Annotated in this window: 13 protein-coding genes; all 13 read right to left on the reverse strand. The window is 41.1% G+C overall.

The features are described from left to right. Nucleotides 1-2: 2 nt before the first annotated feature. From MTT29_RS06590 to MTT29_RS06650, 13 genes are read right to left on the reverse strand one after another with little or no spacing between them, the layout of a single operon-like run. A complete protein-coding gene (locus MTT29_RS06590) occupies nucleotides 3-512 on the reverse strand; it encodes a hypothetical protein (RefSeq protein WP_103599235.1) in 510 nt (169 codons plus the stop codon). Next, nucleotides 509-1,462, reverse strand: coding sequence for a hypothetical protein (locus MTT29_RS06595; protein WP_429800114.1), 954 nt, complete (start codon nucleotides 1,460-1,462; stop codon nucleotides 509-511). Before MTT29_RS06595 ends, MTT29_RS06590 begins: the two co-directional genes overlap by 4 nt. Further along, nucleotides 1,459-2,127 (reverse strand): ABC transporter ATP-binding protein, encoded by a 669-nt coding sequence (locus tag MTT29_RS06600; RefSeq protein WP_429800115.1) that lies wholly within the window; start codon nucleotides 2,125-2,127, stop codon nucleotides 1,459-1,461. Before MTT29_RS06600 ends, MTT29_RS06595 begins: the two co-directional genes overlap by 4 nt. Next, complete coding sequence (locus tag MTT29_RS06605; RefSeq protein WP_429800116.1) at nucleotides 2,124-3,233, reverse strand: ABC transporter permease; 1,110 nt, start codon at nucleotides 3,231-3,233, stop codon at nucleotides 2,124-2,126. The genes MTT29_RS06600 and MTT29_RS06605 overlap by 4 nt, the downstream gene beginning before the upstream one ends. Next, nucleotides 3,223-3,408: a hypothetical protein gene (locus MTT29_RS06610; RefSeq protein WP_103570764.1), complete on the reverse strand. Its 186-nt coding sequence runs from the start codon at nucleotides 3,406-3,408 to the stop codon at nucleotides 3,223-3,225. The genes MTT29_RS06605 and MTT29_RS06610 overlap by 11 nt, the downstream gene beginning before the upstream one ends. Nucleotide 3,409: 1 nt before the next feature. Next, the gene (locus MTT29_RS06615; RefSeq protein ID WP_429800117.1) at nucleotides 3,410-3,868 is read right to left on the reverse strand and encodes a nitrous oxide reductase accessory protein NosL; all 459 of its coding nucleotides are present in this window, start codon (nucleotides 3,866-3,868) and stop codon (nucleotides 3,410-3,412) included. Further along, on the reverse strand, nucleotides 3,865-4,404 hold the full coding sequence (locus MTT29_RS06620) for a hypothetical protein (RefSeq protein WP_429800118.1): 540 nt from the start codon (nucleotides 4,402-4,404) through the stop codon (nucleotides 3,865-3,867). The genes MTT29_RS06615 and MTT29_RS06620 overlap by 4 nt, the downstream gene beginning before the upstream one ends. Beyond that, the gene (locus tag MTT29_RS06625) at nucleotides 4,404-5,225 is read right to left on the reverse strand and encodes an SEL1-like repeat protein (RefSeq protein WP_429800119.1); all 822 of its coding nucleotides are present in this window, start codon (nucleotides 5,223-5,225) and stop codon (nucleotides 4,404-4,406) included. The genes MTT29_RS06620 and MTT29_RS06625 overlap by 1 nt, the downstream gene beginning before the upstream one ends. Before the next feature lie 8 nt (nucleotides 5,226-5,233). Next, nucleotides 5,234-7,852 (reverse strand): cytochrome c biogenesis protein CcsA, encoded by a 2,619-nt coding sequence (gene ccsA, locus MTT29_RS06630; RefSeq protein ID WP_429800120.1) that lies wholly within the window; start codon nucleotides 7,850-7,852, stop codon nucleotides 5,234-5,236. 16 nt (nucleotides 7,853-7,868) lie between these two features. Continuing rightward, nucleotides 7,869-8,798, reverse strand: coding sequence for an NrfD/PsrC family molybdoenzyme membrane anchor subunit (gene nrfD, locus MTT29_RS06635; protein ID WP_429800121.1), 930 nt, complete (start codon nucleotides 8,796-8,798; stop codon nucleotides 7,869-7,871). Nucleotide 8,799: 1 nt separating this feature from the next. Then, the gene (locus tag MTT29_RS06640) at nucleotides 8,800-9,471 is read right to left on the reverse strand and encodes a 4Fe-4S dicluster domain-containing protein (RefSeq protein ID WP_035143353.1); all 672 of its coding nucleotides are present in this window, start codon (nucleotides 9,469-9,471) and stop codon (nucleotides 8,800-8,802) included. A 19-nt stretch (nucleotides 9,472-9,490) separates the two neighbouring features. Then, entirely contained in the window at nucleotides 9,491-10,249 is a 759-nt protein-coding gene (locus tag MTT29_RS06645; protein ID WP_429800122.1) for an FKBP-type peptidyl-prolyl cis-trans isomerase, read from the reverse strand. A gap of 44 nt (nucleotides 10,250-10,293) precedes the next feature. Continuing rightward, nucleotides 10,294-12,360, reverse strand: a complete 2,067-nt coding sequence (locus MTT29_RS06650; RefSeq protein ID WP_107848016.1) for a cytochrome C — start codon at nucleotides 12,358-12,360, stop codon at nucleotides 10,294-10,296. Nucleotides 12,361-12,414 lie beyond the last annotated feature (54 nt).

A 12,414-nucleotide genomic window follows, 5' to 3' on the forward strand; every position in this document is an offset into this window, starting at 1 on the left:
ATTTATATCTTATTTTCTGAAAGTAGGATGTTTATATATGGATTTAGCAGCGTTTCGCCGCGTGCTGCATAGAGCAAGACCTCTTTAAAGTAGTTGTCGTTTATGCCGTAAGTGTGAAACTCATACGCCCCTATGCCGTATCCCATCGGCGTGATATCGACCCTCGAGTACCAGGCATTTTGCGCTGGGATGTAGCGGTTTGTATCTCTTGAATAGACATATAACTTGATCTTATCTTTGCTCTTTTGCGCCATATACCAGATGAAAGAATTTGTGATGTCGTTAAAGAAGTAGATGTCGCCATTTGGCATGATCGCTTGAGCTGTGTCGTTGTTATCAGCGATGAGCGTCCTGCTCTCATAACATATATATTTATTTGGCGTGAGCACCTCGATCGGCTCTGATTTGTCGCTATGTGAAACTAAAATTTTATCGTCGCTTATGTCGGCATTATAGGCGAGCACGGCTAAGACTAGAGCCAACAAACAAAGAGAAAAAATTTGCTTTATCAAAATAAAAATCCTCTTAATAAATAGTATTTGAGCACGTAAAGCGAGCAGATCAGTACGCAAACACTTAGCCAGATCGATGAAAATTTAAGCTTGTGCGAGTAGTTTGTCTTTGTGATGATCTCCACAAGGTATGGCATAAGGCCGTAAAAAATGCCCAAAAACAAACTGCCCCATATGAGGTAGCCAACGTAAAAATAGTCGCTTCTTAGCATGCAGTATGGGCACTTGTGATTTGGCTGCTCGTAAACATAAAGGCCAAAAAAGTAGGTGATGGCGTAGTAGCTAAGCACCAAAAATAGCAAATTTGCTACAAAGCTTGCCATACTTTGCTTTAAGAAATTTAGCACCAAAATGACAAAAAATAGCACGAAAAAGGCGCTTACTAAGCCAAAATTTGTATAGCCAAATGGCAGCTTCGGAGCTTGAAAAGTGACCGAGCAGCAAAAGACTGGCACTTTTAGTGGGATGTTATAAAAAAACGAAATTTCTATGCCAAGTTCAATCAATATCATCACAAAAAGGCAGATGAAAATGGCATATTTTTTCTTTAGATATGGGAAATTTAGAGCCTGTAAGTCGAGTTTATTTATAACTAGCCATATGCCAAGCCCAAATATCAGCAAAATTTTAGTGAGCATCAAGATGCCGCCAAATTTATTTGAGCCGATCACGCCAGCCGAGCACATAGCCCCTGGCACGATGTCAGAGAGCTCATTTAGACAAAGTGCAAAAAATATAAACAAAACGATCTTTGTGCAGACGCTAAAGAGCAAGATCGTATTTACAAGGTAGTTTTGCTTTTCAAGCGAGTATTGAAGCGATGTTAGCGCGTTATAGTCCCACGATCTCATGATCCTCACGACATAAAATAGCGAAATACTCATCAAAGCTAACAGCACAAACTCCGCTAACAAAAAGGCGATAACAGCGTTTGATAAAAATACGCTCATACTATCTCTCCGTTTTGCAAGCTAACTACTCTATCTGTGGCGCCCAGCTCGTCAAAAATGCTATCGTGAGTGGCAACTATAATGCTTTTTTTAAGCGCCTTAAATGACTCTAACAAACCCAAAAATGCACGTGCGTTATCCCTATCTAAATTTGCCGTTGGCTCATCAGCCAAAATGATATCAGCGTCCATTGACAAAGCCCTAGCTACCGCACATCTTTGGCGCTCGCCACCGCTTAAATTTGATACGTTTTCATCTCTTTTGTGAGAGATGTTTGCAAGTTCAAGAGCCCTTTTTATCATCTCTTCACGCACGTTTGCCTTAAAATTTGTTAGAGCAAACGGAGCTAACAAATTTTCATAGACGCTTAAACCCTCTATGAGATTAAAATTTTGAAAAACAAGCCCAAGCCTTTTATGTCTAAGCTCGGAGCAAAAGGCGTCAGGCAGCTTTGCGATGTTAGTGCCGTCTATCAAAATTTCCCCGCTAGTTGGCTTTTGGAGTAGGGCTATGAGCGAGAGCAGGGTGCTTTTACCACTTCCACTAACGCCTTTTAGTATGACTAACTCGCCGTTATTAACATCTAAATTTATATTTTTTAGAGCGCAAAACTCGTTTTGTTTGCCTTGGTTATAGACTAGGCTAACGCCTCTTATATTTATCATTTTAGCCCCTCATTTATGTCGCCACACGCCACACGCCACGACGGGATAAGTACAAATGCCAAAAATGGTATGACGCCAAAGACAAAGATCAAAAAGAGCTTATCAAACTCCAAAATAGGCGTGAAATTTGTAAAATTTAAAAGCTCATCGCCTAAAAATATCCCCTTTAAAAATGGAGCGTTAAAGACAAACACAAAAAGATAAGCTAACATAACGCCAAGCAAAAAGGCGCTAACGCTAACGATGAAATTTTGTATAAATTTTAAAAAAATGATCTCTTTTATACTAAAGCCGATACTTCGCAAAATGGCTATCTCGCGCTTTTTGTTGCCATAAGCAAGCGAAATTTGATTTTTAAGCAGCACGAAAAATATTAGCATAACGCTAACATAAATGCTCATAAAAATTCCGCCCTTATAGTAGTAAAGATGCCTAATGTTTGCCACCTCGTCTTCTATGCTAATGGCAAATGAGTTTGGATATAAATTTTCTATCTTCAAAGCCACTTGACTGATCTCTTCGCTATTTGGCACATCGACATAGAGCTTTGTGTATTCTTCATCTTTTAAATTTAAGATAGCCCTTAGTGTTTTTGGATGCAAAAATATAGCGTTATTTGTGATAAGAGCGCTTTGTTTTGGCATGGTTTTTAGAATTTTTACTGGTATCATGCGCTCTTCTGTTAAGAAGTTAAAGCTCTCATCGTAGTAAAGCTCGTTCATAGCGGCTTTTACGCCCTCGCCAACGATCATCTCGTCCTCTTTTAGGCTATCATCCTCATATAGATGAAACCAAACGCGCTTTTGCACAAAGTAGTACTCTCCATCAGCCACGCCTCTAACCTCAGCTACGCCATCGATCTTTGAGATATCATAGATGTAGCCAGGGTGCATGAGGTCGTTTTTACCAGCACGAAACGCACTAACAACGATGCTTGATCTATCTTTTACTAAGCTTATAAGATCATGCTGGATCGAGCCAGAGATGAAAAGCACCGAGCTTAGCACAAAGATAATGAGTGCAAAGAGGCAAAAGCTAAAGAGATGATCCTTTTTGTCTTTAAAGAGCAAGATTACAGCGTAGTTTATGAAATTTCTACTTATCATAGACAAAGCCTTTTTGCTCTTTTAGGCCAAAGCTAAAAGCGGCATTTGCCCTTGTTATCTTTGAAATTTCTCTTAGCTCATCTTGCTTTGCTTTGTGGTCAAAGCTAAGGTAGTGCGCTGCTAAAAGCGTGTAAGAAAGTCCAAAAAATAACGCCAAAAATGCTAGAAATTTCACTTTATTTACCGATAAATGTCTTTATCTCGTCAAATTTTATGACACCTTTGCCAGCGTGATCTTTCATAAAGCTATTTGCCTTTGCTTCGTCTTTAAATGGGATAAATTCCTCGCCCATCGGTCCAAAAACATTTGAGCCATAAACATAAAACGCATCTTTTGCCTCAAGCTTTTTAAGCGTGTAATAATCACTCACGTAAGCCTCTTTCGCCACCTCATCAGCAAAGTAAAAGTGCGCCATATCTTTTACGCCGTCAAAGTAATAGTCCTTGCCACCAGCCTTGATAAGCGTCGCCCACTGCTTGTTTTTTATAGGCATGCCACACACTGCACATCTTGCATCCTTTGGTAGCTCGATGCGCTCTTTTGCCCTTTTATAGGCGTTTATGTTTGCCTCACTCGTCAAATTTCCAGCCCATAAGGCAAAAACTGCACTAAGCAACAAAGCTATAAATTTCATCTTATCTCCTTTAGTTTCTCTTTTTCTAACTCGCCCTTTTCATAGAGCTTTTTTAACATCTCATCATCAAAGTCTATCTCGTAATAGCCCTTTACAAACTCGCTAAATTTAGCAAAGTCATCAAAGGCATACCCAAGCAGCCAGCGTCCGCCGTTATTGCCACCGACTAAATTTTGATGCTCCGCCCCGTCATACCAGATAAAAAAGGTCGTCTGCTCTATCTCATCTGGCAAGAAGTAAGAGCGAAATTTAGTAGCCTCGCCACTATAAATTTGCTCTACCACGCTTTTGTCTGCCATGCTAAGCGCATTTAGCTCATTTTCATGATCAAACCCTCTAACCAGCACCGCCTCACGCGTAAATATCACATCTAGCAGATCGCCCTGCCCGTTATCTACTACGTATCTTAGGCTATTTTCATCCTCTTTTTTAGAAATGAGCCTTAGATACTCTTCTCCTGGCTCTAAAAAGGCACTATCAAGTAGATAAAGTGCCTCTAGGCTTGCCTCTTTATTGCCCCAGTTTTTAAAACTCATCAATTCTTTCCTAAAATTTCTAAATTCTCGCACGCCTCTTTTAGGCCATTTTTACAGCTTTTAGTAAAAATTTCACGTGCTTTTTCAACGTCTTCTTTCACACCTTTGCCCTCAGCTAGCATGATAGCGTAGTTGTTGCAGCCTTTTTCATAGGCGTATATGCACGCTTGCTCGTAAAGCTTTGTCGCTTTTGTAAGGTTTTGATCAACCCCTTGCCCATAAACATATAAAAAGCCAAGGTTGTCACATCCTATGCCAGCTTCATTTGCGCAAGCCATCTCGTAGTTTGCTTTAGCTTTTGCGTAGTCTTTCTCGGCGCCCTCGCCTTGAGCGTATAGGTAGCCAAGGTTGCTACATCCCATGCCGTCACCTGCCTTACAAGCCTTTTCATAAAGCTCTTTTGCCTTTTTTAGATCTTTTTCCACGCCAATGCCATTTGTATAAAGCAAGCCAAGCTCGGTGCAGCCCTCGTTGTCGCTGCATGCTTTTTCATATAGTTTGACCGCTTTTGCTAGGTCTTTTTCTACGCCTTTGCCCTTTTCATATACATAGCCAAGGTTGCTGCAAGCCATAGAGAAATTTTGATCGCAAGCCTTTTCATAAAGCATAGCCGCCTTTGCCTCGTCCTTTTTGACGTTGCCATCACCCCTGCTGTAAAGCACAGCTAGGTTGTAGCAGCCTGATGCCTTTTTCTCTTTGTCGCAAGCATCTTCATAAATTTGCGCTAGTTTGTTGTGGTCATCTTTTGCGTTTAAAGCCTCTTTGATGTAGCCAGCATTTAAAACGCACAAACTAGCAGCCAGTAAAACCAAACTCTTCATCATATCTCCTAAACTACTTTTATATCTCTGCCACGATAAGCTAGGGCGATCAGCAAGGCAAGAGCCGCTAAGATCAAGTATATTAGCCCTGAGATGCCAAAGCTCTCACCATTTGCGTATGAGTGAAGCCCACTAAGGTAGAAATTTACTCCAAAATATGTAAAAAGTACCGAAGCAAATGATAGCACGCTAGCTGTTAAAAAGGCGAAAACGCCCTTTAGCTTTGGTATAAATCTTAAGTGAAGCACTATGGCATAGACGATGATCGTGATGTATGACCAGCTCTCTTTGCTGTCCCAGCCCCAGTATCTGCCCCAGCTCTCATTCGCCCAGACGCCGCCTAAGAAATTTCCGATAGTTAGCAAGCTAAGACCTATGATGAGGCTTAGCTCGTCGGTGGCGGCGAGGTATCTTATCTGCTCGCTAAGTTTTTGCTCATTTTTGTCATTTTTTAGAGCCATCAATATAAGTCCCACAAGCCCTAGCACAAAGCCAAAGCCCAAAAAGCCGTAGCTTGCTGTGATGACGCTTACATGCACGCTAAGCCAAAATGACTTTAAAACTGGGACTAAATTTGTTATCTGAGGGTTTATAAAATTTAGATGAGCAACCAGCAAGCTAACACTTGCAAAGAGCGAAGCAGCGCCTAGTGCGAAGCTTTGATGCTTGAAAAATAGCACTCCAGCTAGCACGCTTATAAGCGAGATATAGACCAAACTCTCATAAGCATCACTCCAAGGCACGTGACCTGAGATGTAGGCGCGTAGGGCTAAATTTAGAGCATGCACTATAAACGCAGTAAAAAACGCAAGGCTAATCGCTCTTTCAAATCTAAATTTCCTCCCAAAAAATAGCCTATAAAAGCCAAGAGCGAGCGAAGCAAGAGCTAGGATTATGTAAAAATAGATAAGAAATTTAAATATCTCCATTTGGTTATAAAGCACTTCAAGGCCGACCTTTGCCTCGCTTGGCGCAAGAGAGCCTAGAGTGCTTCTTTGATAGCTTGATATTTGCTCCAAACTCCTATCAGCCCCAGCGCACTCGCCACTTTTTACGCAAAGGCTTAAATTTTCTATGTAAGCACCTAAAACGATTTTAAACTCGTTTGAAATTTCATCTTTGCTAAAGGCTTCATTTACGCCTAGCCACTTGATCGCTTCACCTTTTTTAGTGGGGATAAATTTTAAAATTTCGCCCTTTAGAGCAAGGTATAAGACATTTAGCCTCTCATCAAATTTAATGACATCGCTATCAAATTTATCTCTTTTTGAAGCGGATTTTTCATTTGCAGCTTCTACAAATTTAGCCAGCTTATACTCGCCATTTTCGTTAAAAACGTCATTAAAGCTAGCAAATTTCTCACTAACGCCTAAAAGCTCGCCCACGCGCTCACTCGTGATCTTCACTATCCTTTTATCCATCCACTCTTGTGGCGAGATGGCAAAAGAGAGCATCAGCTCATCGCTACTAAGTCCAAAGAGCGTGGTTTTGGTTGAAATTTTGCTTATTACTGCCCTTGTATAAGAGCCAGCTGGGGCGATCCTGCTATCAGTTTGAACTAAAATTTTGGCAAATTTATCTGCGTGAGCTTTAAAATTTATAGCTTCATCGCTTGCGAAATTTGGCGTGGCGTTTAGCAAAATCATGGCTAAAAATGCAAACTGCGTGCCTTTTATGAAGTTACAAAGTCTAAAAAATCGGCTCTTTTTGCTAAATAAATTTCCCACAAAGCCAAGGCAAAGCAGAAAATATCCGATGTAAGTTGGCACTTTGCCAGGATCAAAGCTGATCTCAAAGGCGCTTCCAAGCTCGTCAGCGTCGTATGATGACTGAAAAATTTTATAGCCCATGATGCTTAGTGGGTGATTTAGCGAAATTTCATGCTGGGCACCTGCGATGCTTACTTTGCTCGTGTAAGATGATGGGCTATTTAGCCCTGCGTAGCGCTCTAGGATAAATTTATCAAGCCTTAGTGTAAATGGTAAATTTATGGCATCAGAGCTAAAGTAAAATTTCGCCTCTTGCCCATCAAAGCTTAAAATGCTTGGCTCAAGATCGTATCCAGCGCCACCTTTTAGCTTGGCGCTTTTGCTCTTTTCATTAGCAAAGCCAGCCTCTATGCTAAGCGTGGCTGGAGCGTTTTTCTCATCTTTTTTATAGCCAGTTATCTTTATCTCAAATTCTTTGCCATTTATATCTTTTTTGAAGCGAAAGTCGTTTTTGCCAAGCAGACTAAGTTTTAATGGATATTCAAAGCTTTCATTTGAAATTTGCACTCTCAAATATGGCTTTGTGCTTTGCATATAGTTGCCACTCTCGCCAACTCTTAAGTGCATAACGCCCTCTTCGCCAAAGTATCTTGTAAGCGCAGCACCGATGAAGATCAGAATAAAAGCAAGATGTATCAAAAATGCGCCAAATTTTTTATACATCTTGGTTTTTACGATGCTAATGGCTAAACAAATGGCGCAAGCTGCCATGACGCACTCGTACCAGAGCGCTTCATAAACAAGCACTCTAGCCGTCTGTGTGTCATAAAAATTTTCCAAAAAGGTCGCCACCCCTGCACCAAAAGCAAGGATAAATAATAATATTAAAGACAAGCGATAAATGTTTAAAATTTTCATCACCTGCCCTTAAGCCTTAAATGCTATAAGTCTGTCCTGCATAAAGTATAAAAACCCTAAGCAATAAAACGCCAACGACTGCTGCAAATGAGCCAAGGTAGAAGCTAAATTTCATCTTGCCAAGTGCGAAATTTAAAACAAGAGGCAAGACAAAGCCAACTAAAACAACCCCAAGCCAAAAGAATTTAGCCCAAACGCCACTATAAAATGCAACTGCCGCACCTTGTTGATAGCTTGAGCCAAGCAAAAGTGAGACAAAAAGCATTAAAATGAGTAAAATTTCAGCGCATAATACGTAAAACTCCACGCCATGAAGCGAGCCAAGGTCGCTTGAGTGTGGATCTTCTTTGAAAAATAGTGCCGCTATCAAGCTGCTACCACTTATGCCAGCACTTAGTCCTGAAGCTATGAAAAGCGCTGGTAAAACGGCGGTGTTTAAAAGTGGAAATCTAATGAGCACCGAGATCAAAAAGCCTGTATAAGCGCAAATGATAACCGCAAAAAGCAGGCAAAGCGCACTTAAGAGCGGATAAAGTGGCGATAAAATTTTCATCACGCCATCAAAAAAGCCACAAAATGACTTTAACTCCGCGCCAAAGGCGTATAGACACATCAAAAAGCTAAGCGGTATAAATACGCAAAGTCCAGCTACACCGATAGACATAACTGATGTGAAGTTGTAATTAATCAAAATTTTCCAAAACAAAAGTGGCTTTTCAAGGTCAGCTATCAAGCAAACCATACCAAGCATGATGCTAACAAATGCTAAAAGCGAAGCAGCCTTGAAAAATGGACTAAAGCTCTCTTGTCTTTTGTAGCGCTTTAGAAGTATGGCAGCTATTAGCGCTCCACCACTCATACCAGCTAGCAGAAGATAAACAGCGATCGGCCAGCCCCACTCAACTGCGTGCGAAAATGTCGCAGTGAAATTTAATGCACCATCCATCTTACACCCCCGCTTTTACTTTAGGAATATATCTAAGGCTTGGTTTTGTGCCAAGTTCTGCTCTTAGCCTTATGCTATCTTTGACAGCTAGTAATTGGCTAATATGCGAGCTCTCATCGTTTAAATCACCAAATACCAAAGCCTCATATCTGCACGCCTCAACGCAGGCTGGATCTTTTTTATCCTTTAAATTTGTATCTATGCAGAAGTTACAGCTTTGGGCTGAGTGACTAAACTTATCGATATATCTCACGTCGTAAGGACAGGCTACGATGCAGTATTTACAGGCGATACAGTCATCTATGTTTGTAGTTTGGATGCCAGTTTTTATGTCCTTATGACAGGCTTTTGTTGGGCAAACAGCCACGCAAGGCGCATCCTCACACTGCTGACAAGATACTCTTACATATCTTTTATCAAGCAAATTTTTTGGATCAGTCTTATCCTCTACAAAAAGTCTCATCTGTCCTTTTGGGACTAAATTTACTTTTCTACATGCCACTTCGCAGTCCGTGCAGCCAACGCATTTGTTTTGGTCAAATATCATGCCAAAATGTGGTTTTTTCGCACTCTCTTCACTCTTAAAAGCAAAACCACTACTTGCCACGCTAGCACCAGCAGCCACAACTGCCATGCGTTTAAAGAAGGCTCTTCTGCTATTTTGATTTTGCATTTTTAACTCCATTTATGCCTTAATGAGGCTTTTTAATGCCCTCATTTTGCTCTTTTTCATGAATTTTTCTTGCCGCCTCAGCTAGTTCACCAGGCTTTAAGACCTTAATAAGCTCTATCTCAAAAACGATAGTCTCGCCACCAGGTATCCCCTCCATGCCGCTATCGCCGTATGCAAGCTCAGGCGGGATGACAAATTTAAACTTCTCGCCCTCTTTCATAAGCAAGAGCCCCTCTTCAAGACCAGGGATCAAATTTAGCATCGAAAGATGAGCTGGAGCCTCTTTTGTCTCGTCAAAAACCTTGCCATCGACAAAGCTTGCTTTATAATTTACTATGATGATGCTCTCAGGCTTTGGAGTAGCCCCTTTTGAGCCACCTTTTATGATCTCATATTGTAAATTTGATTTTGTTGTTTTTACATTTTTGTTTTTTGCATTTTTTTCCATATAGGCTTTGCCTTGGGCTAAATTCTCTTTTAGCTTGGCAGCCTCTTTTTCTTTTACTATCTTCTCTAAGCTTTCAGCCCTTTTGTTTAGTAGCTTTGCTATCTCATCATCACTTAGTTTTAGCTCGCTCTTTAGCGCATCGCTAAAGCCTCTTATGACTGCATCAGCGTCATAGCCAACACCTAGTTGTTTTTGATCTAGCAGTCCTTTTAAAACATATCCACCACTTGTTGCGCCTATGGCATAAGAGTCGTTTGTATCGACATTTGCCAAGAGGCTAGCCACACTTAGGCTAAGAAGTAGCGAACATTTTAAAAACCCATTTTTCATTTCAAACCCTTAAGATTAAAGGGGCTAAAACTAGCCCCTAAATGCTATAAATTTTTGTTTAGAATTCTCTGAGCTTCTTTTATATACTCTTTAGATGCATCTAGTCTTTGTTTAGTAAATTTAAATCCGTGCATACCCCACGAACCATCTTTTTCAACCATATCGATGATCTCTTGAGCGTTTTGGACAAGCTCATAAACTCTTGCTTTATCACTTGGATCTAGCTTTTTAGTCTCTAGTAGTGAGTAAATTCCCTCGATGCCTATTTTGACCTCTGAGAATTCATTTTTAACTGGAGTTTGCCATCCCATAACCTCATCATAAACTTGTTTTTGGTTTTTGAAATGAAGTGTTGGTTTTAGCTCAGATAGCACTGGGCTATGGCAGCCTTTGTTATCTTTCATATCTTTATCAGCCCAAGATGTTCTAGCGCATGCCCACATCAAATCAACATAGTTGTGGCCATTTTTATCTCTCTCAAAGTGCCAATCTTTTCCGTCTCTTGCATCTTTAGAAGCAGCGCCTGGGACAAGAGATTTCTCTTTTGGATCGACCATGATCTTCCAGATGTGAGAGCGCCTTTGAGTATCAAAGCCAGCGTTGTCTTGGAACTGAACAGCGTAGAAATTCTCGCAGCTCATCATAAATGGCATGTGGCAAGATGCACAAGTGTTGTTTTTGTGTGTATCTGCTTTTGATGCGATATATGCTTGAGTCTCGTGACAATCTTTACAATCTTTTTTGATCTTTGGTTTAGTGTAGAATGCACTTAGATAGCCTTGATCTGGGTTGTAGTTCATGCCAGTTACGCTCTTATCGCCTACAACGTTACCTGTGTTGTCGTGTGGATCGTGGCAAGTGACGCATCTCATGCCTTTATCGTAGTGAGCGGTAAAGTATGATTGTGAGCCCTCAGAACCACATCCTGGTCCCATTGATTTAAATTTAGAGCTAAGTGAGAGATCAAGCTTGCCGTTGTTAAGCGGATTAGCTCGCATTAGATCTGGGCTAAAGTTAAATCTTTGGTGACAGCGTTCGCAGTTTGATGTTCTAAAATTTGTAGCTCCATCAAGGTGACCGCCAGCCCCGTGGCACTCCTCACAGCTTACGCCTTTTGAGATAGTGTGTTTTTGAAGCTCTTTGGCATTACCAAGTGCTGCGTAAAATTCTGCTTTTGACTTAAAGTCAAATTTAACTGGGTGGCAAACCTCACAATATGATGAATTTGCTTGGAAAAACATCGACTTTTTATGTTTTGCGGCGTATGAGGCAAGACCTCTAACATATCCACCATTATCGCCATACTCTTCAAGAGTGCCAGGAAATTCTGGAACGAGCTCTTTTATCTTTTTAACAGTTGCGTCATCTAAATTTAACGCCCATGTTCTTTGCCATTGGTTACCGCCAGCTACGATCTGACCTGTGCCATCTCTTAGCAAACCGCCCTCAACGTAGTAAGTACCACGAAGTAGCCATGCATCGACGTAGCCCATCTTAGTTCTTAAGTGACCAACGGTTGCGTAGATGACATCTGGAGTGATACCTTTTGGAAGGATAGAAGCGGTATCTTTGTCAAATACTGGCTCAGTTAGGTTGTTATTAACCTCTGGGTGCTCGCCAGGGAAGCGCATAGTAGTTGCGTGGCGAGATCTGCTCCAGACCTCATACTGAGCTGGGTGACACTCACCGCACTTTTCTGGTCCTACAAATTTATTAGGAAACTGAAGCGATGAAGTGGCTGGAATTCTATACATCATAGAGCTATAGCCCTTACCGCCATCTCTTTTACTAAGCTTTGACATATCAAAGCCATGTCCCTCGGCAAGCCACTCTAAGCCGCGGTCATGAACGACCATTTTGCCGACGGTTTTGCCACCATACTTTGTAAAAATAGGGTGGTTTTTAAATAGCCAGTTATACATCTCTTGCTCTTCTACGACGTAGTCTTGCAAGGAGACAACACCTCTACTTTGCAGTGTGCCTTTAGGATTTGCGATAACATCACGTGCTTTATCGGACATCTGCATATTATGCTCTTCGCAACAGGCTTGTGAAGCAAAGATACTAACACCCATGAGTAAGCCTGCTAAGGCTTTGTGTAAGTTTCTCACGTCTCCTCCTTTGAATTTTTATCCTAAAATCAAAATGATTTCATACTGATAATC

The sequence above is a fragment of the Campylobacter concisus genome, assembly GCF_050447485.1.
Lineage (GTDB): Bacteria > Campylobacterota > Campylobacteria > Campylobacterales > Campylobacteraceae > Campylobacter_A > Campylobacter_A concisus_BQ.

Coding starts and splice junctions, on each gene's coding strand:
- nrfD (WP_429800121.1), bottom strand. CDS start 8,798: ATGGATGGTGCATTAAATTTCACTGCGACATTTTCGCACGCAGTTGAG.
- MTT29_RS06605 (WP_429800116.1), bottom strand. CDS start 3,233: ATGATAAGTAGAAATTTCATAAACTACGCTGTAATCTTGCTCTTTAAA.
- MTT29_RS06645 (WP_429800122.1), bottom strand. CDS start 10,249: ATGAAAAATGGGTTTTTAAAATGTTCGCTACTTCTTAGCCTAAGTGTG.
- MTT29_RS06600 (WP_429800115.1), bottom strand. CDS start 2,127: ATGATAAATATAAGAGGCGTTAGCCTAGTCTATAACCAAGGCAAACAA.
- MTT29_RS06615 (WP_429800117.1), bottom strand. CDS start 3,868: ATGAAATTTATAGCTTTGTTGCTTAGTGCAGTTTTTGCCTTATGGGCT.
- MTT29_RS06620 (WP_429800118.1), bottom strand. CDS start 4,404: ATGAGTTTTAAAAACTGGGGCAATAAAGAGGCAAGCCTAGAGGCACTT.
- MTT29_RS06640 (WP_035143353.1), bottom strand. CDS start 9,471: ATGCAAAATCAAAATAGCAGAAGAGCCTTCTTTAAACGCATGGCAGTT.
- MTT29_RS06625 (WP_429800119.1), bottom strand. CDS start 5,225: ATGAAGAGTTTGGTTTTACTGGCTGCTAGTTTGTGCGTTTTAAATGCT.
- MTT29_RS06595 (WP_429800114.1), bottom strand. CDS start 1,462: ATGAGCGTATTTTTATCAAACGCTGTTATCGCCTTTTTGTTAGCGGAG.
- ccsA (WP_429800120.1), bottom strand. CDS start 7,852: ATGAAAATTTTAAACATTTATCGCTTGTCTTTAATATTATTATTTATC.